The organism is Flavobacterium sp. ABG, from assembly GCF_001027725.1.
Lineage (GTDB): Bacteria > Bacteroidota > Bacteroidia > Flavobacteriales > Flavobacteriaceae > Flavobacterium > Flavobacterium cupriresistens.
The window spans coordinates 157,095-182,203 of record NZ_LEKS01000004.1; the positions used below are offsets into that span (position 1 = coordinate 157,095).

Sequence of the window (25,109 nt, forward strand, 5' to 3'; positions counted from 1 at the left end):
TATATGAAAATGAAAACGCTCATTAAAAAATCATCCCTTCTTTTCTTTTCTGCTCTTTTACTATCGGCAGTCACCTCCTGCAGTTCAAAATCAGATGAGGTTGAGGTACAAAGTGCTCAGCATTTTACGGTAGCAAGCTGGACTCAGGAATTACAATACTTGGCTTCTGTGCCTGCACTAACAGAAGGATCTCTGACTTTTAAAGGAAAAGGACTGGAAGCTAACGGCTCCCGATATATCTGGCACAAACAATATGTCTATTTGATGAATCTTCCGCTAAAGAAATTCATTCAATATGAAATGGGTAAAGATGGTAGTTTAAAAGAAAAAGCCGCTATACTTACAGATGGTGTAGTGCCAAATTATTTTCAATCGCTAAACATTGTTGATGATAATACCATGTTGGTTTTCGGAGGATTAGATATTAATAATGGTACAGTAGGCTGGGCAAGAATCAAACTAAACGAGTTTGTAATCGAGGCAAAAGGAACTATTGCAGTACCTTATGATGCAGCAAACTCAGGCGTTCAGTTTTCTGTTGGAAAAGCGTTTATAGACAACGGTAAACTTATTCTGGGAGGTTATTTCTACGATAATATAGGAAAAACATACGCAGTTGACGGTGTAAGAGCTTTGGTTTACGATTATCCGGCAATGACCAATATGAAAGTAATTAAAAGTACCGCTACAGAAGGTGGAGTTGGTTACGATTACTTGCACTCCTTAGATAAAGATGAAGAAGGAAATCATTATTTCGTAGCCAGTGCCGGTAAATTCTGGACAGGAATAGGCGGAAAATCCGGTGTTGTGCGAATTAAAAAAGGTACAGCAGAATTTGACAAAGACTTTTTTATAGATGTAACGACACCACTAGGCAAACAAGCCTGCTTGATGGGCATAAACTATGTAGGTAATGGTATTGCAATTGGTACGATACAATACGAAGAATTAATGACTTCGGTAAGAGACCGTTTAAAAAATGTAGGTCAGTTGGTTAAGATTGATTTGAAAAATAAAACAGTTTCACTGATCAACACCCCGCTAAGTCCGGTTGCTATGGTGCGCTCACCATTGGTACTTAATGGAAAGTATTACACCGCAATTACTCCTGTTGACGCTCCGGCTGCTGCTGCCATCTACGAAGTAGACCCTGCAACAGGAACATTCAAAAAAGGTCTTTCTCTAGACGGAGGAGGTTCTGTTAATGTTCAATTAATAGCACCTCACCCAACTAAATAATAAAACACTTAAAAGCTCCCACCCGGGAGCTTTTTTATTTTTTAAAGGAGCTCGTGTACTTCAGATGTGACGCAATGTTTCTTTTCCCACTCTTGACCGTCAAAATAAAGAGATTCGTGTTTCAAAAATTTTGGAATTTGGAATTTCAAATTTTGGAATTTTTTAAATTTTATCCCTGTAGTCTTTAATTAAAATGTAAATAGAAAAAACAAAGACAATACTATAAAGAATGGCCAGACCATTGTGTTCAAATTTTAATTTTTCAAAGTCGAACTGCTTATACAAAATACTTCCCAGAATGATTGCTACAATTAAAAAAACAAAGTTTAGTGATTTTTTATTCTTCATGGTTTATTGGTTTAGGAGGATTTCAATTAAAAGGGTTACTATAAAGGAAGGAAAGATAGAAGCGATCATTCCAAACTTGAGTTACTTGTAAATTTAGAAAAAAACAGTAAAATCAAGAAGTAATACAATAATAATTAATAAATAATCAACTGATGCAGAATATTTTAAGTTGATTTCAAATACAAATCCTAAAACCAAAGCTGACAGGTTTCAAAAACCTGTCAGCTTTAATCCGCAAAGATTGGAATTTCAAAAACCGTCAAAATCAGGAAGTAATACGATAATAATTAATAAAGGAATCAACTGATGCAGAATGTTTTAAGTTGATTTCAAATACAAACCCTAAAACCAAAGCTGACAGGTTTTTGAAACCTGTCAGCTTTAATCCACAAAGGTTGGAATTTGGAATTTCAAAATTTGGAATTTTATCCATTTTTTCTGAATTTTCAAAATTTCCTAAAACCAAAAAAACCTCTTCGAAAGAAGAGGTTTTTGTACCCGGAGCCGGAGTCGAACCGGCACGGTTTCCCACAGGTGTTTGAGACCAGCGCGTCTACCAATTCCGCCATCCGGGCTTAGCAGACGAAAAAACAATCAAAAAAGTGATTATTTTAACGCAATAGAATAAGTAATTATGATGTCATAACTGTGCCTATTCCTTTAACACGGTGCAAATGTAAAAAATAATTTTAAATGAACTACTAAAAATACTTAAATTTTTCCTTTCAGTGTCCAATAAATTTTCTAAATTTGCACCTCGTTAAAACGACGCACACACAACTAACTACACCCGAGGCATTTATGCAGGTCTTGCTTTACCGAAAATGATAAAGCCGAATCGTGCAGAGTGCAGCGGAGCAAAAACAAAAAATTATAATGTCGCACCTAGAACCAGAAGCTAAAATTTTTGCTTGTTCACAAAGTGTTTATCTTGCAGAAAAAATTGCAGAACAATACGGAATTCCGTTAGGGAAAGTAACGATGTCAACATACAGTGATGGAGAATTTCAACCATCGTATGAAGAATCAATTAGAGGATTACGTGTTTTTATCGTTTGTTCGACATTTCCAACAGCCGATAATTTGATGGAATTGTTACTAATGATTGATGCAGCAAAGCGTGCATCAGCAAGACACATTACAGCTGTTATGCCTTATTTTGGTTGGGCAAGACAGGATAGAAAAGACAAACCAAGAGTTCCGATTGGAGCAAAATTAGTAGCTAATTTATTAGATGCTGCCGGAGCGACAAGAGTAATGACAATGGATTTACACGCAGATCAAATCCAGGGGTTTTTCGAAAAACCGGTAGACCATTTATTTGCCTCTACCATCTTTTTACCATACGTAGAAAGTTTAAAGTTAGAAAATCTAACTATTGCATCTCCGGATATGGGAGGTTCAAAAAGAGCATATGCTTACTCTAAGTTTTTAGAATCAGATGTAGTAATCTGTTACAAACAAAGAAAAGCAGCTAACGTTATCGACACTATGGAGCTGATTGGTGAAGTAAAAGGACGTAACGTAATACTAGTAGACGACATGATCGATACGGGTGGAACATTAGCGAAAGCAGCAGACTTAATGATCGAAAAAGGAGCATTAAGCGTTAGAGCAATTTGTACACACGCTATATTATCAGGTGACGCTTACGATAAAATTGAAAATTCGAAATTAAGCGAATTAATAGTTACCGATTCTATTCCGTTAAAGAGAGAATCAAAGAAAATCAGAGTAGTGAGTTGTGCACCTCTTTTTGCTGAAGTTATGCACATGGTGCACCACAACAATTCCATTAGTGGGAAATTTATCATGTAATTATTTGGTAGTAGGCTTTAAGCAAACTCAAAATAATATCATGACAAAAAGCCTAAAGCGTATTGCTTAAAGCTTATAACAATAAATATTTATTAATAACTATATTTTTTTTACAATGAAATCGATTACAATTAAAGGATCAGAAAGAGAAAGCGTGGGCAAAGTGTCAACTAAAGCCTTACGTAATGCTGGAGCGGTTCCTTGCGTGTTATACGGAGGAAATCAAGCAGTACACTTCTCAGCAGACGCTGCAGCGTTCAAAAACTTGGTTTACACTCCAAATGCACACACAGTTGTGATTGAGCTTGGAAAAGGAAAATCATTCAATGCAATTTTGCAAGATATCCAAGTTCACCCAGTATCAGACAAAATTTTACACATTGACTTCTTTCAATTATTTGATGACAAAGAAATCACTATGGAAGTTCCTGTGAAAATCGTTGGTACATCTAAAGGTGTTCTTGCAGGTGGTGTTTTACGTTTAAACACTCGTAAATTAAAAGTTAAAGCTTTACCTAAAGATCTTCCTGATTTTGTTGAAGCTGACATTACTCCACTTGAAATGGGTAACAAATTATACGTTACTAAAGTTGGTTCACCAGAATACAAAGTTATGCACCCAGACAACACTGTTGTTGCTCAGGTAAGAATTTCTCGTGCTGCTATGAAAGCTGCTCAAGAAGCTGCAAAAGCTGCAAAAGCACCTGCAAAAGGAAAGAAAAAATAATTTTTTTTCAATTCAAATACAAAAGCATCAGTTGCAAAACTGGTGCTTTTTTTTTGTTCTAAAGATTCTGAGTTGCTAAGCTTTTTAGTGAGTAAGTTATTGAAATGATTTGATTTTGAATCCTTACGTTCACTACGGTTAAAGGCTTTTCTTACGGATCAATTATCTTTCTAGGAACACTCTCTCTCATACTATTGTCACCCTGAGCGAAGTCGAAGGGCTTGTTAGGTAAAAAAGGCTTCGACTTCGCTCAGCCTGACAGTGGGGAATTTTCAAGAGGCTTTGCAAAAAAAAACTAACATCGTTTGCAATTAAACCCAAAGTAGAGAAATTATCTAATTGTCACATTCTCCAATTACCACATTCTCCAATTGCCACATTCCCAAATTAACCCTATTTTTGTATCATGATAAAATGGATACAAAACCTGTTTTCATCAGCAAAAACAGAAGAGAATATAGATTATATGAAGAAATATTTAATCGTGGGATTAGGCAACATAGGGGCTGAATACGTAAACACAAGACATAATATCGGATTTAAAGTGTTAGATTTTTTAGCTAAAAAAGAAGGACTTTCTTTTGAAACAGTAAAACTTGGCGCTCTTGCCGAATACAAATTTAAAGGAAGAACTTTTTTTCTTTTAAAGCCTAACACTTACATGAATCTAAGCGGGAAGGCTGTGAAACATTGGATGGATAAAGAAAATATTCCATTAGAGAATATTTTGGTTATTACAGATGATTTAAACCTTTCTTTCGGAACGATCCGGATCAAGCCAAAAGGCAGTGACGGCGGACATAACGGACTAAAAAACATCAATCTGGTTCTGAATACTCAAAATTATACCCGTTTTAGATTTGGTATCAGTGACCAATTTAAAAAAGGACAACAAGTAGATTATGTTTTAGGAGATTGGGACGAAGAGGAAAAAGCAAAATTACAGGAGCGTTTGGAAATGTCTTCAGAAATTATTAAATCATTTGGAACTGCCGGTTTAGAGAATACAATGACTTCTTTTAACGGAAAGTAAAGATTTACAGGTGTTTATGTTCTTAAATGCCGAATTATCAATTAATTAAATTGAATTATAACGAAATAGTATTTTCTATTCCAAAGTTAAATGTTTAATTTTGGGATAAATTATTATAAACCATAAAATCGCAATACCATGGCTTTTGAATTACCACAATTACCTTATGCATATGATGCATTAGAACCACATATTGATGCTCGTACAATGGAAATTCACCATTCAAAACATCATAATGCTTACACAACAAATCTTAATGCAGCAATCGCGGGAACAGATTTAGAAGGGAAAACAATCGAAAATATCTTAATCAATTTAGATAAATCAAACGCTGCTGTTCGTAATAATGGTGGTGGTTTCTATAATCACAATTTATTCTGGACTGTAATGACTCCAAATGGTGGTGGATTGCCAACAGGTGATTTATTAGCTGCAATCGAATCTTCTTTTGGAACTTTTGAAGAATTCAAAGCAAAATTCGCTAAAGCAGGTGCAACACAATTTGGTTCAGGATGGGCTTGGTTATGTGTACACAAAGGTGGGAAATTAGATGTTTGCGGAACTCCAAACCAAGACAACCCGTTAATGCCGGAAGTTGGTTGCGGTGGAACGCCAATCTTAGGAATGGATGTTTGGGAGCACGCTTATTACTTACACTACCAAAACAGAAGACCGGATTATATTGAAGCTTTCTTCAGTGTAATTAACTGGACAGAAGTAGCAAGAAGATTTGCATTAGACAAATAGTCTTTTTTCGCAGGATATAAAACCCGATTAATTCGTAAAGAGTTAATCGGGTTTTTTTATGACTTTTTTTTCGGATCGAGTCCGAAGTAGTGAGGTAAACTTCCTGTAGAGATCTGTTTCTTTTTTTGTGTCACTTGCTCTTTTGTGTCCTTTCGAGCGAAGTCGAGAAATCACACCAGAAATTCCGCATACTAAAACACCAATCTTTATTGATTTACGAGTGCGATTTATTTCGTCTATTCGCTTTCGCTCGAGTCTCCCTCGTCGAAAGGACAAGGTTGCGGGAAATTTGGTTTGAAAAACGTATAATTCAATTGTTTTTGAATGTGATGTTTTTTGTGCGTTTTAGAGTTGTCCTACTGTAGAAAACAAGAGCATAAGTGAGCCAAAGACGTATGAAACAGATTGATTAAGTAAGAGCCTTCTTTTGTTGATAATAAAGCAAGATAGAAGATGAAGTAGAGAGTAATCATTCCAGTTTGACCCCCAATCATTTTTGGAATTTGGAATTTAAAAAATTTGGAATTTAAAATCAAGTGCCTTTGTTCCAATAAAAAAGGTGGAATTGCTTCCACCTTTTTTGCCCCAAATCTACCATATACTTAACCTACTAATGTTATGGTATAGTAAAAGTAGGATAGTGATGCGGTACCGCCAAATATTTTAGACGAAGTGCAAATATATTCGATGAAATACGTAATTTCTTACCTCGGTTAATTCCTTGACTTTATTCCAATAAAAAAGGTGGAATTACTTCCACCCTTTTTGCCCCAAATCTACCATAAACTTAACCTACTAATGTTATGGTAGTTCAAAAGTATCGTAGCAGATCGATTTTGCCAAACATTTAGGATTAAAGGCAAAAAAAACCGATGAAATGCACAAATTAACCTTTTGTTAATATTTTTCTAATAAGCTCTTGCGTCTTTTCCTTCATAAAAATTCATGAAAGCTCGGTTTACAACACGATTTCCACCCGGTGTAGGGTAGTCTCCGGTGAAGTACCAGTCTCCAAGATTTTTTGGACAGGCAATATGTAAGTCTTCTACTTTTTGGAATATAATTTTTACTTCAGCATTGATTTCCGGAGAGCTCAACATCTCTGCAATTTTGTCTGAAACCTCTTCCGGAGTGAACGGATCGTAAATAGCAGTTACGTAGTTTATAACATCAGTGTCTGCGAAGTTTTCCTGTGCTTTACATTTAGTGTAAACCTCGTCTACTATATGGTATAAGTTTCTTTCTTTTAATAAAGCCAATGCTGCTCTAAAAGCAACAAGACCTTCCAGTTTTGCCATATCAATTCCGTAACAATCCGGGTAACGAATTTGTGGTGCTGATGAAACGATTACGATACGTTTAGGATTTAAACGATCCATCATTTTGATGATACTCATTTTAAGGGTAGTTCCACGAACGATACTGTCGTCAATAATAACTAAGTTGTCTGTTGGTTTAATTACTCCGTAAGTAACGTCATAAACGTGCGCTACCAAGTCATCACGACTGCTGTCTTCTGTGATGAAGGTTCTAAGTTTAGCGTCTTTAATTGCTACTTTCTCCGTACGAATTTTTACAGCTAATAATTCCTGTAAAGTTTCAGTCGTAAGTGTATTGCGATTTTCTAAGATGTAATTGTTTTTACGCTGATTCAGGAAATCCTGAGCCGCTTCAACTAAACCGTAAAAAGAAGTTTCAGCCGTATTCGGAATATAAGAGAAAACAGTATTGTCTGTATCGCTGTCAATTGATTTAAGAACGGCAGGTAAAATTAGTTTTCCTAAATTTTTACGCTCCTGGTAAATTTCAGCATCGCTTCCTCTTGAGAAATAGATTCTTTCAAATGAACAAGCTTTTTTTACCGTTGGTTCCAAAATTTGCTCCATCGAAACTTTTCCGCTTTTTTTGATAATCAAAGCGCTTCCCGGTTCAATTTCCTGAACACTTTCAAACGGTACATTAAATACAGTCTGAATAACCGGACGCTCAGAAGCCACAACTACCACTTCATCATCTTGATAAAAGTAAGCAGGGCGAATTCCAGCCGGGTCTCTAAAAACAAAAGCGTCACCATGACCCAATAATCCGGCCATTGCGTAACCACCATCTAAGTTTTTAGCAGAGCGGGTTAATATTTTTGCGATATCCAAACGTTCTGCGATAACAGGAGAAGCTTCTCTTTTAGAATAACCTTCTTGTTTGCAGTCTTGGTACAATTGCATTACTTCTTTGTCCAGAAAGTGACCAATTTTTTCCATTACCGTAACGGTATCGGCCATTTCTTTTGGATGTTGTCCAAGTTCAACTAAGTTTTCGAAAAGTTCTTTAACATTAGTCATATTAAAGTTACCTGCCAAAATCAGGTTACGGTGCATCCAGTTACTTTGACGTAAAAATGGATGAACGCTTTCGATGCTGTTTTTACCGAAAGTTCCGTAACGAACGTGTCCTAAGAATAATTCTCCTATATAAGGTATTTCGGCTTTTAGTTTTTCGATGTTGTCAGCAAGTTCAGGACGCGCAGTCATCTCTTCGTTGATGCGTTCGTTGATTTGCTTAAAAACGTCTTGTATAGGTGATGCGTGATTCGAACGGACTCTGCTGATATAACGTTGTCCAGGTTCAACATCAAGTTTGATACTGGCAAAACCTGCACCATCCTGACCACGGTTGTGCTGTTTTTCCATCATCAGATACATTTTTTGTATCCCGTAGAAAGCAGTGCCGTATTTTTCTTTGTAATATTCAAGCGGTTTAAGTAGTCTAACTAGGGCTATACCACATTCGTGTTTTAAAGCGTCGCTCATTTTTTTTGTATTTTGTGTTGTTGTAAGTTGTGTATGTTAACCAAATAAAAAAGCCCCGTTTTATCGAGGCTCTTAGGCATTATATTTCTATGTCAAACTGAGTTAACGATTTAAATTGTTGTAATCGAATCGCTACTTCAGCTTTGCTTAATGTTTCCATCCTTTCGGTTCCAAATTTCTCTACACAGAATGAAGCTAAATTTGAACCGTAAATAATTGCATTTTTCATATTGTTAAACGAAATGTTTTCGCTTTGTGCAATGAATCCTGAAAAACCACCTGCAAAAGTATCTCCTGCTCCTGTCGGATCAAAAACATCTTCTAATGGTAATGCCGGTGCAAAGAATACTTCTCTGTTGTGGAATAAAAGTGCGCCGTGTTCTCCTTTTTTGATCACCACATATTTTGGTCCCAATTCCTGGATTTTAGCTGCCGCTTTTACTAATGAATATTCTCCTGAAAGTTGTCTTGCTTCTTCATCATTGATTGTAATCACGTCTACACGTTTGATTACTTCAAGTAATTCCGGTAAAGCACAATCCATCCAGAAATTCATAGTGTCTAAAACTACTAATTTTGGTTTTTTCTCTAACTGATCTAAAACACTGCTTTGTACTAAAGGATGTAAGTTTCCTAACATCACGATATCTGCATCTTTAAAGTTTTGAGGAACCTTTGGTTGAAAGTCAGCTAAAACGTTTAGTTCCGTAACAAGCGTATCTCTTGAATTTAAATCATTGTGGTACAAACCGCTCCAGAAAAAGGTTTTTCCTCCTTTTACAATTTCGATACCTGAAATATCAATATTTTTTGAAGTTAATAAATCTAAGTGTTCTTGAGGGAAATCGTCTCCAACTACAGAAACAATAGCCGATTGCAGGTTAAAAAAAGACGCTGATAAACCAATGTAAGTTGCAGCACCACCTAATATTTTATCTGTTTTTCCGAAAGGAGTTTCAATCGCGTCGAAAGCAACCGTTCCAACAATCAATAGTTTATTCATTTTATGAATTTCGAATTAGGGTGCAAAGATACTTCATAAGTTGCAATATTGCAACGGTTTACACTCTCAAAATTTTCATAAAAAAACAAGGCTGTATTTAGGATTAAAAGCCTTGTAAATGAGTAAATTATGTTTGAAACTTTAGATGGATCAGGATACGTTTTTTTTCTTTGAAAAACAATTATTTCATCGAATAAAGAGTTTGAAAGTTTGGGTTAAAAAAACGAAAAAATCAAAATCTACAAAGGATACTTTCTTTCGTAATAGTTTTTCAATAGCGGTATCTGAATCAATATCATAAAAGGAATCACCAGAAAAGCATATAAGATATTGTTTGAAATAGTTATCGCGGGTAGCAAATCAGCAAAATTAACCGCATATAAAGCGTCTATTTTTGTATTCTTTTCTCCACTGATCATAACGACATAGATCGTCATTGTGATTAACGCAGCAGCTATGGCAAACCAGATTTGTTTTGAAATTAAAGGGGCATACGCTTTGACTTTGCTTTTCTCGGTAGCTAAGATCTGAACCATTAGTTTCGAAGTAAAATCAATAGATGGTGATTCCAAAGTAGTTTCGGCCATCATTTTGTCAACAAGATTTTCTATGTTTTTATCGCTCTCTTTCATAATACGCTACTATTTCTGGTTCTAACTGTTTCTTCAAAATTACGGCTAACTTCTGTCGGCTTCTAAATAATTTTACTTTGGCATTATTGGCCGAGATATTCATTATTTTTCCTATTTCTTCTAAACTCTGATCATCAAAATAAAACAAAGTCAGTAGGAAATTTTCGTCTCCGGGTAACAAATTTAAGCATTTCTGAATCGTTTGTTTGCGTTCTTTCTCTTCCAAAACACTCAAAGCATTGTCCATTGTTTTGATTAAATGCGCCGAAAATTCATCGATCGAAATATTGTTTTCTTCTTTCCTATTCTTCTTCAAACGATCCAAACAAGTGTTATAGGCAATCTTATAAATCCAGGTCGAAAATTTCGAATCTCCTTTAAACTTGCTCAGAGAAGTGTAAATTTTTATAAAAGTGTCCTGCGCCACTTCTTCCGCTTCCTCTCTGTTTTTAACCATTTTGAGTGCTAAACTAAAGATCATATCCTTATAACGATTGACCAACACGGCAAAAGAATTACTATCGCCCTGTATAATTAAACGGATATAATGCTGATCATCTAAAGTACTCATATTATATAGGACGACAGGTTGTCTGTTTAGGTTACAAGTTTCTTTGAAAAAATTCCAAAATTTTTAAATTCCAAAATGTAAAACGCAAATTCCAAAATTTTTAAATTCCAAATTCCAAGGGAGGGCGTCTTTTTGAAATTAATACTGTTGAGCAAAGAACTACATTATATTTAATTAGGTACGCCCATTAAAAATAAACTTATATTTTCTTACTTTACTTATATGGTTTAAAATATTTTGAGGTTCCACCTAGTTCGGCATTTTTTTTATGTTTCCTTAAATTAATACTGTTAGGCAAAAAAACTGCATTATATTTAATAGGTAGACTCATTAAAAAGAACCTTATGTGGTTCAAAATATTTTGAGGCTCCACCCAGTTTGGAATTTGGAATTTAAAAAAAATTGAAATTTTTTCAAAGAAACTTGTAACCTAAACAAAACTCCCCTCGTCCTATGAAGTATCAATCAATTAAAAAAATAATAATATGGATGTGAAAATTTTAATCCCAATCAGTTTTTTCTTTATGATCTTCGGAATAGTTTATCTGATTTATTCCACAAGAAATAGAGAACGTTTAGCATTAATCGAGAAAGGTGTTGATGCCAGTATTTTTTTTGAAGGCAGAGGAAAAGGAGCTCCAATGTGGAAAATCTTTATTCTAAATACCGCTTTTCTTTTAATTGGAATCGGTGTTGGTCTTTTTATCGCTTTGTTCCTTACCACTTATACACAAATGAATCCGGATGTTGTTTATCCGGCGACTATCATTACCATGTCGGGAGTTGGTTTGCTTGTTGGATTCAGCAAGGCTAAAGATTTAGACAAGGAGTAAGTAAAAATTAAGTTAGTAAGTTGAATAACGCATCGGAAGCTGGGGGTTCTGATGCGTTATTTTTTTATTCTTTAGAAGCGACGGTTTCGTAATAAACGTCAACAGATAATTTAGTTTGCGTTGCTGCCATAACCGCCAATTGATCACAGCGCTCGTTTTGAGGATGATTGTTATGACCTTTGATCCATTTGAAATCAACTTGGTGTTTTCGGTAAACGATTAAAAAACGTTTCCATAGGTCTGGGTTTTTTTTGCCGGTATAACCTTTTTTCTCCCATCCGAAAACCCATTTTTTCAGAACAGAATCTACAACATATTTGGAATCTGAAATGACTAAAGCCGTCATGTTTGGGTTTTTAAGTTTTTCTAGACCCACAATTACGGCCAAAAGCTCCATTCTGTTATTGGTTGTAAGTCGAAAACCTTCGTAGAATTCTTTTTTATGTGGTGTTCCAACCAGTTCCATCACTACGCCGTACCCTCCGTTTCCGGGGTTTCCCTTTGCTGCTCCGTCTGTGTATATGTGTACTTGGTGTTGGGTCATTTTTGAATTTTAGATTTTTGAATTCAGATTTCAGATTAAATTGACCTTGCCTTCCTAAAAGGAGTCAAAGGATTTGAATTTTAGATTTTAGAATTCAGATTTTAGATTTAATTCACTTCGTCTTCCTAAAAGGAGTCAAAAGGTTGGAATTTGGAATTTGATTTTTAGAATTTAATTTAATTCACTTCGTCTTCCTAAAAGGATTCAAAAGGTTGGAATTTGGAATTTGATTTTTGGAATTTAATTTTAATTCACCTCGTCTTCCTAAAAGGAGTCAAAAGGTTGGAATTTGGAATTTAATTTTTGGAATTTTTTATTAGCCTTTAATCTTCCAGTAAACGGGAAATAATTTCCGGAAAATACTTTTGTTCCAGTCCATGGATCTTTTCGGCTACTGTTTCCGGTGTATCTTCGACTGTCAGGGCTACGCTTTTCTGGAAAATTATAGCACCTTCGTCATAATGTTCGTTTACAAAATGAATGGAGATTCCGGTTTCTTTTTCTTTGTTTTCTACTACCGCCCTGTGTATGTGCATGCCGTACATTCCTTTTCCTCCGTAATTAGGTAAAAGGGCAGGATGGATGTTGATTATTTTATTAGGATATTTCTCGATTATGCTTTCCGGGAATTTCAGCAAAAAACCGGCGAGTACAATCAAATCCGGATCGATTTCTTCTATTTTTTGCACTATTTTTCTTTCTAGAAGTTCGGTTTTCGAAAAGATTTCGATAGGAATTTGATGATTTTTGGCTCTTTCAATAACTTTTGCCGAAGCATTATTGGTAAAGACAGAAACGACTTTTGCAATTTTGGTTTTTGCGAAGTGCTTTATAATGTTTTCTGCATTACTTCCTGATCCTGAGGCAAAAACAATAATTTTTTTCATAATCCGTTTTATTTTGAGAATGCAAAAAACGGAATAATAATCCAAAATAAATAGTATTAAAAGGGCTTTCTTGAAATTAATTTTATAAATTAGTGTCACATTTATAAACTAAATAGTTGTTTTAAAATAAAGTTTTTTATTTTTGCCAACAAATTAAATTCTAAAATTAAAGATTATGTCAGACATTGCATCAAGAGTAAAAGCGATTATCGTAGACAAATTAGGTGTTGACGAAAACGAAGTTGTAACAGAAGCAAGCTTCACTAATGATTTAGGAGCTGACTCATTAGACACTGTTGAGCTTATTATGGAATTCGAAAAAGAATTTGATATCCAAATTCCAGACGATCAAGCAGAAAACATTGCTACTGTTGGTCAAGCTATTTCTTATATCGAAGAAGCTAAAAAATAATAAATACACACCCGAATTTTTTAAAATTCCAAAATTGAATGTCCAGATTCCAAAATTGGAATTTGTTTTTTAAAGAATTGGAATCTTAAAAATTCGGGTGTTATTATTTTTTTTAAAATTTAAATTTCGGTTGATTTTCAATCAAAAAGATATATTTATATTGTAATGCCCATAGCTCTTAAGTAACACTACAGTTAAGAAAGCGTGGGTTTTATTTGTTTAAAGTACAAAATACATATTTATGGCATTAAGGCGAGTTGTTGTAACAGGATTAGGTGCTCTTACTCCTATCGGGAATAATATCCAGGAATATTGGGACGCACTTGTGAATGGAGTTAGCGGAGCCGCTCCTATCACATATTATGATACAGAGAAGCATAAGACGAAATTTGCCTGTGAAGTAAAAAACTTCAATATTGAAGATTTTATGGATCGCAAAGAATCTCGAAGATTAGACAAATTTGCACAATATGCAGTTGCTGCCAGTGATGAAGCTATTAAAGATGCTGGACTTACAGATGATAATATCGACAAACAAAGAGTTGGTGTTATTTGGGGAGCAGGAATTGGAGGTTTAGAAACTTTTCAGGAAGAGGTAATTTATTATGCAAAAGGGGACGGAACTCCAAAGTTTAATCCGTTTTTTATACCTAAAATGATTGCCGATATAGCTCCTGCGCATATTTCGATGCGTAATGGTTATATGGGACCAAATTATACTACTGTTTCTGCATGTGCATCTTCTGCAAATGCATTAATTGATGCTTTCAACTACATTCGTTTAGGAATGTGTGATGTTATTGTTTCAGGTGGTTCAGAAGCAGCAATTACGATTGCCGGTATGGGAGGTTTTAATTCTATGCACGCTTTATCAACAAGAAACGAAAGTCCACAAACCGCTTCAAGACCTTTTGACGGAACCAGAGACGGTTTTGTTTTAGGAGAAGGAGCAGGAGCTTTGGTTCTTGAAGATTACGAACATGCTAAAGCTCGTGGCGCAAAAATTTATTGCGAAATTGGCGGAGGCGGAATGTCATCTGATGCGTACCACTTAACAGCACCACATCCGGAAGGAATCGGGGTTATTGCAGTAATGAAAAATACATTGAGAGATGCCGGAATGAATCCTGAAGATGTTGATCATATCAACACACACGGAACTTCTACTCCTCTTGGTGATGTAGCAGAATTAAAAGCGATTAGTGCTGTTTTTGGCGAACATGCAAAAAACATCAATATCAACTCTACTAAATCGATGACAGGTCACTTACTTGGTGCTGCCGGAGCTATTGAAGCAATTGCTTCTATTTTGGCAATGAAACACGGTATTGTGCCACCAACAATTAATCATACGGTTGTTGACGAAAAGATTGATCCATCATTAAACCTTACCTTAAACAAACCTCAAAAAAGAGAAGTAAATGTTGCTATGAGTAACACTTTTGGTTTTGGAGGACATAATGCTTGTGTATTGTTTAAAAAATTAGTTGACTAGTTTTAGTTTTGTCTATGAATATTATCAAAAAAATATTTTCGAAATCCCGTTCTCAAGAAGACGGGATTTTTTTTGACAGTATTCAGAAAATACTGGGTTTTCAGCCCGGTTCAATTGATTTTTATAAGAAAGCGTTTACGCACCGATCTTCTAATAAGCAAGACGAAAAGGGAAATCCGATTAATTACGAACGTCTGGAATTTCTGGGAGATGCCATGTTAAGTGCTGTAATTGCAGCGCATCTGTTTAACAAAGCACCCAATGGAGATGAAGGTTATTTGACAAAAATGCGTTCGAAAATCGTGAGCCGTGAGCATTTGAATGAATTGGGAAAAGATTTGAATTTAGTTCGCTTTGTAGAGAGCAAAGTACCCATTCATCATTTTGGAGAAAATATTCATGGTAATATTTTTGAATCTCTTATTGGTGCTATTTATCTCGATAAAGGATATCCTTTTTGTGAAAAGTTTATTCAAAAAAGAGTCATTACACCTTATGTAGACATTGCCCGACTTGAAGGGAAAGTAATTAGTTATAAAAGTCTGGTTATCGAATGGTGTCAGAAAGAAAAAAAGATCTTTCACTATGATATTTTCGAGGACAACGGAATTGATGGTCAACGTTTGTTTGGCGTAAAATTAAGTATAGACGATAAAGTAATTGCGAGAGCAAGAGCAACTTCAAAAAAGAAAGCAGAAGAAAAAGCATCACAAAGAGCTTATTTTGCATTTCAAGAAAAAATAGATAAGAAATAACTACAAAATTAGCTCAGCTTTGTTAAAGCTACAACGTTTTCGTTTATAAATTAACAAAAACAAGCTAATCTTAACTATTGATGCTCCGTTAGAAATAGTATATTTACAACTTGATTTTTCATGATATGGCAATTCATAGATTGGATTTAGACGAATTTGACGAAATTGATTATTATTTAATGGCAATTCATACTTCATTAGAAGATTATAGATTGGCCTATTTTATCAATAAAAAACTTCCTATTAACTTAAGTAAGAGTAAGAACGAGATCCATGCTCAAACTAAAGAAGGTGAGGCAAATTTCTCCAGATTTTACTATTATGATTCCGAGAAAGCCGTTTCATGGAATTTGATTCAGAATAAACATGAAATCATTTCAGTGAGTACAAATGATTTCCAGAATTTGTTTTCCGATGAAACGAGTGAGGTTTCTACAACAATTCATTTACTTCCTGAATTCAAAAAAGTAGATTTTTTCCTGAAAATTGAGAATAGCGACGAGGCTATTGATTTTTCAGAAATCCAACAACAGCTAAATGCAATAGAGAGTATCGCAGCTATATATGTTGTGGATACAAACAAAATAAAGTCAAAAAACAATTTAATTTTTTAAAAAAAATGCTTACAAACAAAAAAACTAAAATTGTAGCTACACTTGGGCCTGCATGTAGTACGAGAGAGATTATCAAGGATATGATCGAGGCAGGTGTAAATGTATTTAGAATCAATTTTTCGCATGCAGATTACGAAGGAGTAAAAGAAAAAATCGAGATTATCAGAGGATTAAACGAAGAGTTTGGTTACACTACAGCAATCCTTGGGGATTTGCAAGGACCAAAACTTAGAGTTGGAGTAATGGAAGAAGGAACAGTAGTACACGATGGTGATTTAATCACGTTTACAACTGCTGAAGATATTATCGGAACTGCTTCAAAAGTATTCATGAAGTATCAAAATTTTCCAAATGATGTGAATCCGGGAGAACGTATTTTATTGGATGACGGTAAGTTGATTTTTGAAATTATTTCAACAGATAAAAAATCAGAAGTTGTTGCTAAAGTAATTCAGGGTGGAGAGTTAAAATCTAAAAAAGGGGTTAACCTTCCAAACACTAAAATTTCTTTACCGGCCTTAACTGAAAAAGATATTGCTGATGCGATTTTCGCTATCGGACAAAAAGTAGACTGGATTGCACTTTCGTTTGTAAAAACACCTCGCGATTTGCAAGACTTACAAGAATTGATTGCTCAACATTCAGAATATAAAATTCCGATTGTGGCTAAAATCGAAATGCCGGAAGCGCTTGAGAACATCGATAAAATTGTAGCGTATTGTGATGCCTTGATGGTTGCGCGTGGAGATTTAGGAGTTGAACTTCCTGCACACGAAGTTCCATTAGTACAAAAAGATTTGATCAGAAGAGCTAAAACAGCAAGGATTCCGGTTATTGTTGCTACTCAGATGATGGAAACGATGATTACGAGTTTAACACCAACCAGAGCGGAAGTAAATGACGTTGCCAACTCGGTAATGGATGGTGCTGATGCTGTAATGTTATCTGGAGAAACTGCGACAGGAAATTATCCGGTACAGGTGATTCAGAAAATGACTCAAATTTGTGAAGCGGTTGAAGATTCTCCACTAATCAATGTTCCACAGAATACACCTCAAATTAAAACGAAACGTTTTATTACCAAAACAGTTTGTCACCAGGCTGCTTTATTAGCTAATGAAATTGATGCAAAAGCAATTTGTACCTTAACTAATAGTGGTTATACAGCTTTCCAAATTTCGGCTTGGAGACCATCATCAGCTCATATTTTAGTATTTACTTCAAACAGAAGAATCCTGACCCAATTGAATTTATTATGGGGAGTAAAATCGTATTTCTATGATAAAGACGAAAGTACAGATGATACTGTAACAGACGTTAACAAAATAGCAGTAGAAAAAGGATATGCGGTAAAAGGAGATTACTTGATCAACCTTGCGGCAATGCCAATTAAAGATAAAGGAATGGTAAACACCATGAGAGTTTCTGAAATAGAATAATTGCTATTTACAAGAACGAATTAGTATAAAAAACCATCAGAATTATTCTGGTGGTTTTTGTTTTGTATAAAAAAGCTTATGAAAATTTCATAAGCTTTTTTTATTGCCTGTCTGTTTTTTTATGTTTCATTTTATAAAATGAAACAAGGTCATTACTCATAAATGACTTTGGTCTGTTCTTTATTGTCTAATTTTGAGCCACTTGCAAAAAAAATGTTAAAAAAATCCTACTTATAAACTCCTTTCAAAAATGATCTGAAAATTTTACTTCAACCCGAACAGGTTTTACTGTATTTGATTTTGTTAAAACATTTTTTGCCGACACCCCTAGAACAAGAATTAGTAACAAAATTTATCATCATGAAACAAATCAATTTTAAATGTAGATTTCGAAATGCGATACAATTAGTTGCATTGGTCTGCTTTACCGGATTACATGCTCAGAATAACAAAAAACCCAACATTCTGATCATTTGGGGAGACGATATTGGTACCACTAATATCAGTGCCTACAGCGATGGTTTAATGGGATTTACAACACCAAACATCGACCGTATTGCAAATGAAGGAGAACGTTTTTTGCATTATTACGGAGAACAAAGTTGTACAGCAGGACGCGCCGCCTTCTTAACAGGTCAACATGGTCTTAGAACAGGTCTTACCAAGGTAGGATTTCCGGGAGCGCCAATGGGTATGAGTCAGTTAGATCCTTCTATAGGAGGGATTATGAAACAATTGGGATATGTAACAGGACAGTTTGGTAAAAATCACGTCGGAGATCGTAATGAAAGTTTACCAACGGTAAACGGGTTTGATGAGTTCTTCGGAAATCTGTATCACCTTAATGCAGAAGAAGAACCGGAATTACCGGATTATCCTAAAGATCCTGAATATCTGAAAAAATATGGCCCAAGAGGGGTTTTAAAATGTACCGCTACCAATTCAGATGATGCTACTACAGATGATCGTTTTGGAAGAGTTGGAAAACAAAAAATAGAAGATACCGGAGCACTTACCAAAAAAAGAATGGAGACCGTAGACGATGAAACTTCTGCAGCTGCTATTGATTTTATTAAAAGACAACATGCAGCAGGGAAACCCTTTTTCTGCTGGTGGAATGGTACCCGTATGCACCTTCGTACACACGTGAGAGCAGAACACCGAGGAAAATATACACATGGTGACAGTGAATATATTGACGGTATGATTGAACATGATATTACAGTAGGCGATTTATTAAAAGCATTAGATGATTTAGGAATTGCCGACAATACCATAGTAGTATATTCTACCGATAATGGCCCTCATATGAATACCTGGCCGGATGCTGCCATGACACCGTTCCGTTCTGAAAAAAACACCAACTGGGAAGGAGCATACCGAGTTCCTTGTATCGTACGTTGGCCGGGTGTAATTAAACCGGGAACTGTTACTACCGAAATAATGAGTCACAATGATTGGATGCCGACTTTGGCATCAATAGCCGGAGAACCAGATTTGGCTAAAAAACTTTTAACCGGGTATACTGCCAATGGTAAAAACTATAAGGTACACTTAGACGGTTATGATCAAAGTAATTTTTTAAGAGGTAAATCACCAAAAAGTGCCAGAGATAAATTCTTTTATACAGACGATGACGGGCTTTTGGTAGGTCTTAGAGAAGGCGATTACAAATATGTATTTGCAGAGCAACGTCTCGAAGGAACGATGGGGGTTTGGGCAGAACCTTTTACAAAACTGCGTTTACAAAAAATATTCAACCTGTATCAAGACCCTTTTGAGAGAGCCGATATTACCTCAAATACATTTTGGGATTGGCAATTAAATCACGTTCAATTAATGTATGGTGCCATTCAGGATGTAGTTGCATTTGCAGGGACATTTAAAGAATATCCACCACGTTCTATTCCGCCAAGTTTCTCTGCCTACACCATTATGGAGGAGACGATGAAAGATATAAAAGCAAAACAATATATCGAGAAAAATATACTGGCTAAAGAAAAAGGGCAAGACGAGCCGACCGATAAAAAGAAGAAATAAACAGAACCAATGAAAAGATTCAGGTCGTATGGCCTGAATCTTTTTGATATAATAAAACAGAAATATTATGCTTAGAAAGATACTTTTAGTACAGTTAGGAGTCTTATTATTGGTCTCCTGTAAAAAATCAGATACTATAACTGTTCCAACAACAGACGGCAAACAAATAGAAAATACAGTGGCTGGAGATCCATTGCCAAGTTGGACAGATGGAACTTTAAAAAATGATATTATTGCTTATGTAGAAAAGGTTACCAAAGAAGGAAGTCCGGATTTTATTCCAATAGAAAACAGGATTGCCACTTTTGATAATGACGGAACACTGTGGGCAGAAAAACCTTATGTGCAGGAGTTATTTGCTTTTTATCGGGTAAAGAAAATGACAGATGCCAATCCCGAATTAACAAAGAAACAACCCTTTAAAGCGGTTATTGAAAAAGATAAAACCTATTTTGAAAAAGGAGGCCAAAAAGCACTCATAGAACTTATTGCCGCTACGCATACCGGAATGACAGAAGATGCTTTTGAAGCGGATGTTAAAGATTTTTTTGCAACAGCAAAATTTCCGGGAAAAAATGTTCCGCTAACACAAATACGATATCAGCCACAGTTAGAATTGCTTGCTTATTTACGGGCAAACGGTTTCAAGACTTTTATTGTTACCGGAGGAACTATTGAATTGGTAAGAGGAATTTCATCAGATTTTTACGGAATTCCAAAAGAACAGGTCGTGGGTACTTCTTTCAAATACAAATTTGATGAGGCCAATCGCACCATCATTAGAGAACCAGCCTTAAATCAGTTTAACGATAAAACAGCTAAACCGGTGGGGATACAATTGCATATTGGTCAGCGTCCCGTTTTTGCCTGTGGAAATGAGGGTGGGGCAGGAGATATCGCCATGCTCGAATATTGTCAGAGTAATAAGTATCCTTCTTTTCAATTGTTGGTCAATCATAACGATTCCATAAGAGAATACAGTTATTCAGAGAAAGACAATGCTTCCTTAAATGCAGCCGCCAAAAACAAATGGCATGTTGTAAATATGAAAGAAGACTGGAAAAAAGTTTTTGCAGATAAATAATCTGATTGGGTAATTCAGCTGCAATAACGATTAACAATCGAAAGCTTAGTTTAATTTTTTTAAATAATAATTATGAAAAAGGCAAGATTTTATGGTACTATCAAAGTGTTGTTTAGTACCGTTTGTTTTCTTCTGAGTTTAAATGCTGTAGCACAAGAGAAACCGGATAAACCCGGAGCAAGTGCTCAGGAACTCGCAGATAAACTCGCTAATCCCGTTGCAAGTCTGATAAGTGTGCCTTTTCAGAATAATTTAAATTATGGTATTGGTCCTTTTAACGGATCAAAATATACGATTAATTTTCAACCTGTAATTCCATTTAAGATAAGTGATAATTTAAATTTAATTACACGATATATAATCCCGATTGTAGATCAAAGAGATATTACCGGAGAAAATACACATCAGTTTGGTTTAAGTGACGCTACCATTACGGCCTTTTTTGCCCCAAAAGCCAAAGGAATTATTTACGGGATAGGCCCCGCATTTTTAGTACCCATTGCCACAGATAAAGTATTGGGAACAGAAAAATTCGGAATTGGTCCAAGTGTATTATTAATGCATCAGGGCAAAGGACTTTCGGTAGGTTTTATTGCCAATCAGATTTGGTCCGTGGCCGGAAAAGATAACCGTGCCGATGTCAATCAGTTTTATACCCAAATATTCTTTTCTCATAGTTATAAAAGCGGAGCCAACTTAGGAATAAACGCCGAAATAACTCAAAATTGGGAAGGTAATACAACCGCAATCTCTTTAAATCCGTCTATCGGAGCGGTATCAAAATTAGGAAGTCAGGTTATTCAGTTCTCTTTATCTCCATTGATACCCATTGTTGGGCCTAGAGAATCAAGACCAGATTGGGGTTTAAGAGTCATATTGTCTTTTGTATTTCCAGGAAAATAAAATCATCGGACAATGTTTTATTAAAACTAAAATTAGGAGAAGTAAAAGGTTGATTATTGTTTAGATACAGAAGAAAAAAGAAACAATTACGAATCGTTGAAGAACTCCTATTTTAATAAAAGTTGGAAAATGAATGATGGCAAAGAAATAGAATGAAAGGTTTTTGAGTAACTAATCCATTTAAAGAAAATGAAAAAAATAATTTTGATATTGATACTTGCCTTTACTTTTTTCAGTTGTAAAAAAGAAGCTGCAACCCATACAGATTCAAAGGCAACAATCGAAAATAAAGCAACGCCTTCCGATCAGGATATTGCAGCTGCCTATACCTATTTGTATGGGAGATATCTCGTAATTCAACAGGAAAACCATGATATAAACGTCGAAAAAGTAGGCTACAATAAAATAAAATACAATCCGCTGGGTTCTGCACAATTTGTCAATCCAAATCTCGATGTCGCTTATCTGGAAGCCTGGATTGCGGTTGATAAAGAACATGCTGTTATTCTAAATATTCCGAAAGTGGAGGGCCGTTATTATACCGCACAATTGCTGGACGGCTGGGGTGAGGTAATTACCAATATAAATGAACGTAATTATCCTAAAACACCATATGGGAAATTTGCTTTGGTTCTAAAAGGCACTAATCCGGTAATTCCGGCAAATGCAGTAAAAATTGAACTTCCATCAGAAAAAGTAAAAATGCTGGCAAGAGTGGAATTAAAAGGCACTCCCGCAGTAGCAAAAAAATTACAAGAGCAATTTACGTTTGAAGTCCCAAGTGGAATTAAGATTGCACCACCACTGACAATTCCTGATTTTACTCCGGCAAAACCAATTGGCGCTGAGATCTTTGATAAAGTAAAAGAAGTCATTGATTCGTATCCTGACGTAATGCCAAAAGCAAAAGAATATCAGGCAAAAGCAATCGCAGTTGGAGAATTCTATGAAAAAGACGATATCGCAAAAGGACACACCGAAGATATTGTAAAAACAAAAGCAATTCCTGGATTCTTGGCAGGAGCAAAAGGTTTCGGGACACAAAAAGGAGGCTGGTCTGTATCGTACGTTGCCGGAAAATTTGGCGATGATATCATGGCCAGAGACATCATTAATTATGGAGGATTGTGGGCAAATGAAGTAAAAGAAGCCATCTATTTTGTCGGACTTACTGATAGCAATAAACAGTTACTAAGTGGTGATAAAGTTTATGAAATCAAGTTCCCAAAAGAAGCACTTCCGGATACCATGGTCAACGCATTCTGGTCGGTAACGCTTTATAGTGTACCGGATTACAGGGTAGTTGACAACAAATTAAAGCGATACAATCTTAATAATATTTCGGGTTTAAAGAAAAATGCAGATGGCTCCATGAGCATTTGGCTGGGTTCATCCTTACCAAAAAATGCACCTCAGGAGAATTGGCTGCCAACTCCTGCCGGAAAAGGTTTTGCTTTAACGATGCGCATGTACGTCTCTAAAAAACCGGTACTTGACGGAACATGGTTTCCAAGTCCGATTGAGCTTAAAACAAATTAATCGTTAAAGAAAGATTTTGTCTTTCAGAGGAAAAGTGTCGTTACGGTTGAAATAAAAAATAAAAAAATGTCAAAATCATCCGAAGAAAAAAGCGAAAATGTATTTGACTCCGCAGTGTCAAAAGAAGAACGTTATGCGAAAGGAAAAGAGCTTCGTAAAACGATTCCGCGATCTTGTCATGAAGAATGGAAACCGGATAAAGAGCGCAAAGACCCTGTTGAAATTTTAATCGGTACCAGTGTTGGAAGGGTTGAAAGTTTAATCCCAATTCGGTACAGTCGGATGATGCAATCTCCGTTTTCTTTTTACAGAGGAGCAGCCGCCATTATGGCTGCTGATTTGGCACAAACGAAAGACACCGGAATTTACCTTCAGCTTTGTGGTGATTGTCATTTGATGAATTTTGGAGGATTTGCAACTCCCGAACGCAAATTGGTTTTTGATATAAATGATTTCGACGAAACTTTCCCGGGTCCATGGGAATGGGATGTAAAAAGACTCGCAGCAAGTTTTGCCATAGCAGGAAGATGGAAAAAGTTCTCGGATAAAATGTGTAAAGAATTTGCCTGGAATGTTGCCGACAGTTACAAAAGACATCTGTTTGACTACAGTAAATTATCGGCGCTACAAATATGGTATGCCGATATTGATCTGGCAGAACTTATCGAAAAAGGCGACGATGAAGAGATCAAATCCTTTCAGCAAAAACGAATAAAAAAAGCTGCAGAATATACCGCCCACGAAAAGGAGTTTGCCAAAATGACCTATCAGGAAGGCCCAAGAGCAAGGATAAAAGATGATCCGCCGCTAATTTATCATCCGGGAGGAAAAGAAGGCGAACAAATTTTGAGAGACGCAGAAATCGTGCATAAACGCTATATCGAATCCTTGTCCGATGATAAAAAGGTACTTCTGAACAGATATACGTTACACGATATAGCCATAAAAGTGGTTGGTGTAGGAAGTGTGGGAACCCTCTGCGGAATCAGCTTATTGATGTCGGCAACAGCGGAACCTATCTTTTTGCAATTTAAAGAAGCAAGAAAAAGTGTACCGGAAAACAATGTAAAGGTCAAAGGCAAATACAGTCATCAGGGTGAACGTATTGTGATGGGGCAAAAGATAATGCAATCTGCCTCAGATATGTTTTTAGGATGGACGAATGATGATAAAAACCGTTTTTTTTATATCCGACAGCTTAGAGATGCTAAAGTCAAACCCGTTCTGGAGATTATGAAATCAGATAATATGAACGATTACGCAAAGGCCTGCGGATGGGCATTAGCAAGAGCTCACGCCCGCACAGGAGACCCTTCATTATTATCAGGATACTTAGGACAAAACGATGAGTTTGCAGATGCAATTGCTAAATTTTCTATTCTATATGCCGATCAAAATGAAGCGGATTACGATAAAATGCTGCAAGCCATAAAAGAAGGAAGATTACCTGTTTCGGAAGAATTGTAATGGTTATGAATGAAAACAGAATGTAATGATAAGGTTAAAAGTAAAAACATTTAAGCATATGTAAGAAAATTATATCTACATATGTGTTAATTAGAGAAAAATAATTTATCTTTGAGAGTGTTGCAATAATTTGGTTTACTATACTCCGTATATAACTGACAAGCTTTTTCAA

At 35.7% G+C, this 25,109-nt stretch carries 23 protein-coding genes and 1 tRNA gene; 16 read left to right on the plus strand and 8 right to left on the minus strand.

Annotated features, from left to right (window positions below):
• The first annotated feature begins 9 nt into the window (after positions 1-9).
• A complete protein-coding gene (locus tag AB674_RS05975) occupies positions 10-1,239 on the plus strand; it encodes a DUF4374 domain-containing protein (RefSeq protein WP_240478067.1) in 1,230 nt (409 codons plus the stop codon).
• A 613-nt stretch (positions 1,240-1,852) separates the two neighbouring features.
• On the opposite strand, the gene AB674_RS22105 is transcribed toward AB674_RS05975, so the two are convergent.
• On the minus strand, positions 1,853-2,119 hold the full coding sequence (locus AB674_RS22105) for a hypothetical protein (protein WP_082210594.1): 267 nt from the start codon (positions 2,117-2,119) through the stop codon (positions 1,853-1,855).
• Positions 2,083-2,162 (minus strand) — tRNA-Leu (locus AB674_RS05990). The genes AB674_RS22105 and AB674_RS05990 overlap by 37 nt, the downstream gene beginning before the upstream one ends.
• A 301-nt stretch (positions 2,163-2,463) precedes the next feature.
• On the opposite strand from AB674_RS05990, the gene AB674_RS05995 reads away from it, so the two are divergent.
• The 4 genes from AB674_RS05995 to AB674_RS06010 all read left to right on the plus strand — a co-directional run bounded on the left by AB674_RS05995 (position 2,464) and on the right by AB674_RS06010 (position 5,912).
• Positions 2,464-3,405, plus strand: a complete 942-nt coding sequence (locus AB674_RS05995) for a ribose-phosphate pyrophosphokinase (RefSeq protein WP_047774973.1) — start codon at positions 2,464-2,466, stop codon at positions 3,403-3,405.
• A gap of 115 nt (positions 3,406-3,520) precedes the next feature.
• Positions 3,521-4,132 (plus strand): 50S ribosomal protein L25/general stress protein Ctc, encoded by a 612-nt coding sequence (locus AB674_RS06000; RefSeq protein WP_047774772.1) that lies wholly within the window; start codon positions 3,521-3,523, stop codon positions 4,130-4,132.
• A 406-nt stretch (positions 4,133-4,538) separates the two neighbouring features.
• A complete protein-coding gene (gene pth, locus AB674_RS06005; protein WP_047774773.1) occupies positions 4,539-5,165 on the plus strand; it encodes an aminoacyl-tRNA hydrolase in 627 nt (208 codons plus the stop codon).
• 138 nt (positions 5,166-5,303) lie between these two features.
• Positions 5,304-5,912 carry a superoxide dismutase gene (locus tag AB674_RS06010; protein ID WP_047774775.1) on the plus strand — a complete coding sequence of 203 codons (609 nt, stop codon included), beginning with the start codon at positions 5,304-5,306 and terminating at the stop codon, positions 5,910-5,912.
• Positions 5,913-6,820: 908 nt separating this feature from the next.
• On the opposite strand, the gene AB674_RS06015 is transcribed toward AB674_RS06010, so the two are convergent.
• The 4 genes from AB674_RS06015 to AB674_RS06030 form a co-directional block, all read right to left on the minus strand.
• On the minus strand, positions 6,821-8,719 hold the full coding sequence (locus tag AB674_RS06015) for an amidophosphoribosyltransferase (protein ID WP_047774783.1): 1,899 nt from the start codon (positions 8,717-8,719) through the stop codon (positions 6,821-6,823).
• A 79-nt stretch (positions 8,720-8,798) separates the two neighbouring features.
• Entirely contained in the window at positions 8,799-9,722 is a 924-nt protein-coding gene (locus AB674_RS06020) for a PfkB family carbohydrate kinase (RefSeq protein WP_047774784.1), read from the minus strand.
• A 239-nt stretch (positions 9,723-9,961) separates the two neighbouring features.
• A complete protein-coding gene (locus tag AB674_RS06025; protein WP_047774786.1) occupies positions 9,962-10,354 on the minus strand; it encodes a hypothetical protein in 393 nt (130 codons plus the stop codon).
• Positions 10,338-10,925 (minus strand): RNA polymerase sigma factor, encoded by a 588-nt coding sequence (locus AB674_RS06030; RefSeq protein WP_047774787.1) that lies wholly within the window; start codon positions 10,923-10,925, stop codon positions 10,338-10,340. The genes AB674_RS06025 and AB674_RS06030 overlap by 17 nt, the downstream gene beginning before the upstream one ends.
• 485 nt (positions 10,926-11,410) lie before the next feature.
• Between AB674_RS06030 and AB674_RS06035 the strand changes: the two genes are divergently transcribed.
• Complete coding sequence (locus AB674_RS06035; protein ID WP_047774789.1) at positions 11,411-11,758, plus strand: DUF6249 domain-containing protein; 348 nt, start codon at positions 11,411-11,413, stop codon at positions 11,756-11,758.
• Between the two features lie 64 nt (positions 11,759-11,822).
• On the opposite strand, the gene rnhA is transcribed toward AB674_RS06035, so the two are convergent.
• Both rnhA and purN read right to left on the minus strand, forming a co-directional pair.
• Positions 11,823-12,302, minus strand: coding sequence for a ribonuclease HI (gene rnhA / locus AB674_RS06040; protein ID WP_047774791.1), 480 nt, complete (start codon positions 12,300-12,302; stop codon positions 11,823-11,825).
• Between the two features lie 323 nt (positions 12,303-12,625).
• A complete protein-coding gene (gene purN / locus AB674_RS06045; RefSeq protein ID WP_047774793.1) occupies positions 12,626-13,189 on the minus strand; it encodes a phosphoribosylglycinamide formyltransferase in 564 nt (187 codons plus the stop codon).
• Positions 13,190-13,364: 175 nt separating this feature from the next.
• Here purN and AB674_RS06050 point away from each other — a divergent pair, with 175 nt between their 5' ends.
• The 10 genes from AB674_RS06050 to AB674_RS06095 all read left to right on the plus strand — a co-directional run bounded on the left by AB674_RS06050 (position 13,365) and on the right by AB674_RS06095 (position 24,937).
• Complete coding sequence (locus tag AB674_RS06050) at positions 13,365-13,601, plus strand: acyl carrier protein (protein ID WP_007137004.1); 237 nt, start codon at positions 13,365-13,367, stop codon at positions 13,599-13,601.
• A 241-nt stretch (positions 13,602-13,842) separates the two neighbouring features.
• Complete coding sequence (gene fabF, locus AB674_RS06055; RefSeq protein ID WP_047774795.1) at positions 13,843-15,096, plus strand: beta-ketoacyl-ACP synthase II; 1,254 nt, start codon at positions 13,843-13,845, stop codon at positions 15,094-15,096.
• Positions 15,097-15,110: 14 nt separating this feature from the next.
• Positions 15,111-15,851, plus strand: coding sequence for a ribonuclease III (gene rnc, locus AB674_RS06060; RefSeq protein WP_047774797.1), 741 nt, complete (start codon positions 15,111-15,113; stop codon positions 15,849-15,851).
• 125 nt (positions 15,852-15,976) lie between these two features.
• Positions 15,977-16,465 (plus strand): IPExxxVDY family protein, encoded by a 489-nt coding sequence (locus AB674_RS06065; protein WP_047774799.1) that lies wholly within the window; start codon positions 15,977-15,979, stop codon positions 16,463-16,465.
• A gap of 5 nt (positions 16,466-16,470) precedes the next feature.
• Positions 16,471-17,904: a pyruvate kinase gene (gene pyk / locus AB674_RS06070; RefSeq protein WP_047774806.1), complete on the plus strand. Its 1,434-nt coding sequence runs from the start codon at positions 16,471-16,473 to the stop codon at positions 17,902-17,904.
• 360 nt (positions 17,905-18,264) lie between these two features.
• Positions 18,265-19,944 carry an arylsulfatase gene (locus AB674_RS06075; RefSeq protein ID WP_047774974.1) on the plus strand — a complete coding sequence of 560 codons (1,680 nt, stop codon included), beginning with the start codon at positions 18,265-18,267 and terminating at the stop codon, positions 19,942-19,944.
• A gap of 67 nt (positions 19,945-20,011) precedes the next feature.
• Positions 20,012-21,028 (plus strand): HAD family hydrolase, encoded by a 1,017-nt coding sequence (locus AB674_RS06080; protein ID WP_082210595.1) that lies wholly within the window; start codon positions 20,012-20,014, stop codon positions 21,026-21,028.
• A 72-nt stretch (positions 21,029-21,100) separates the two neighbouring features.
• The gene (locus tag AB674_RS06085; protein ID WP_047774809.1) at positions 21,101-21,931 is read left to right on the plus strand and encodes a hypothetical protein; all 831 of its coding nucleotides are present in this window, start codon (positions 21,101-21,103) and stop codon (positions 21,929-21,931) included.
• Positions 21,932-22,120: 189 nt separating this feature from the next.
• Entirely contained in the window at positions 22,121-23,470 is a 1,350-nt protein-coding gene (locus tag AB674_RS06090; RefSeq protein WP_082210596.1) for a DUF1214 domain-containing protein, read from the plus strand.
• Positions 23,471-23,536: 66 nt separating this feature from the next.
• Complete coding sequence (locus tag AB674_RS06095) at positions 23,537-24,937, plus strand: DUF2252 domain-containing protein (RefSeq protein WP_047774810.1); 1,401 nt, start codon at positions 23,537-23,539, stop codon at positions 24,935-24,937.
• Positions 24,938-25,109 lie beyond the last annotated feature (172 nt).

Coding starts and splice junctions, on each gene's coding strand:
- AB674_RS05975 (WP_240478067.1), top strand. CDS start 10: ATGAAAACGCTCATTAAAAAATCATCCCTTCTTTTCTTTTCTGCTCTT.
- AB674_RS05995 (WP_047774973.1), top strand. CDS start 2,464: ATGTCGCACCTAGAACCAGAAGCTAAAATTTTTGCTTGTTCACAAAGT.
- AB674_RS06000 (WP_047774772.1), top strand. CDS start 3,521: ATGAAATCGATTACAATTAAAGGATCAGAAAGAGAAAGCGTGGGCAAA.
- pth (WP_047774773.1), top strand. CDS start 4,539: ATGATAAAATGGATACAAAACCTGTTTTCATCAGCAAAAACAGAAGAG.
- AB674_RS06010 (WP_047774775.1), top strand. CDS start 5,304: ATGGCTTTTGAATTACCACAATTACCTTATGCATATGATGCATTAGAA.
- AB674_RS06015 (WP_047774783.1), bottom strand. CDS start 8,719: ATGAGCGACGCTTTAAAACACGAATGTGGTATAGCCCTAGTTAGACTA.
- AB674_RS06020 (WP_047774784.1), bottom strand. CDS start 9,722: ATGAATAAACTATTGATTGTTGGAACGGTTGCTTTCGACGCGATTGAA.
- AB674_RS06025 (WP_047774786.1), bottom strand. CDS start 10,354: ATGAAAGAGAGCGATAAAAACATAGAAAATCTTGTTGACAAAATGATG.
- AB674_RS06030 (WP_047774787.1), bottom strand. CDS start 10,925: ATGAGTACTTTAGATGATCAGCATTATATCCGTTTAATTATACAGGGC.
- AB674_RS06035 (WP_047774789.1), top strand. CDS start 11,411: ATGGATGTGAAAATTTTAATCCCAATCAGTTTTTTCTTTATGATCTTC.
- rnhA (WP_047774791.1), bottom strand. CDS start 12,302: ATGACCCAACACCAAGTACACATATACACAGACGGAGCAGCAAAGGGA.
- purN (WP_047774793.1), bottom strand. CDS start 13,189: ATGAAAAAAATTATTGTTTTTGCCTCAGGATCAGGAAGTAATGCAGAA.
- AB674_RS06050 (WP_007137004.1), top strand. CDS start 13,365: ATGTCAGACATTGCATCAAGAGTAAAAGCGATTATCGTAGACAAATTA.
- fabF (WP_047774795.1), top strand. CDS start 13,843: ATGGCATTAAGGCGAGTTGTTGTAACAGGATTAGGTGCTCTTACTCCT.
- rnc (WP_047774797.1), top strand. CDS start 15,111: ATGAATATTATCAAAAAAATATTTTCGAAATCCCGTTCTCAAGAAGAC.
- AB674_RS06065 (WP_047774799.1), top strand. CDS start 15,977: ATGGCAATTCATAGATTGGATTTAGACGAATTTGACGAAATTGATTAT.
- pyk (WP_047774806.1), top strand. CDS start 16,471: ATGCTTACAAACAAAAAAACTAAAATTGTAGCTACACTTGGGCCTGCA.
- AB674_RS06075 (WP_047774974.1), top strand. CDS start 18,265: ATGAAACAAATCAATTTTAAATGTAGATTTCGAAATGCGATACAATTA.
- AB674_RS06080 (WP_082210595.1), top strand. CDS start 20,012: ATGCTTAGAAAGATACTTTTAGTACAGTTAGGAGTCTTATTATTGGTC.
- AB674_RS06085 (WP_047774809.1), top strand. CDS start 21,101: ATGAAAAAGGCAAGATTTTATGGTACTATCAAAGTGTTGTTTAGTACC.
- AB674_RS06090 (WP_082210596.1), top strand. CDS start 22,121: ATGAAAAAAATAATTTTGATATTGATACTTGCCTTTACTTTTTTCAGT.
- AB674_RS06095 (WP_047774810.1), top strand. CDS start 23,537: ATGTCAAAATCATCCGAAGAAAAAAGCGAAAATGTATTTGACTCCGCA.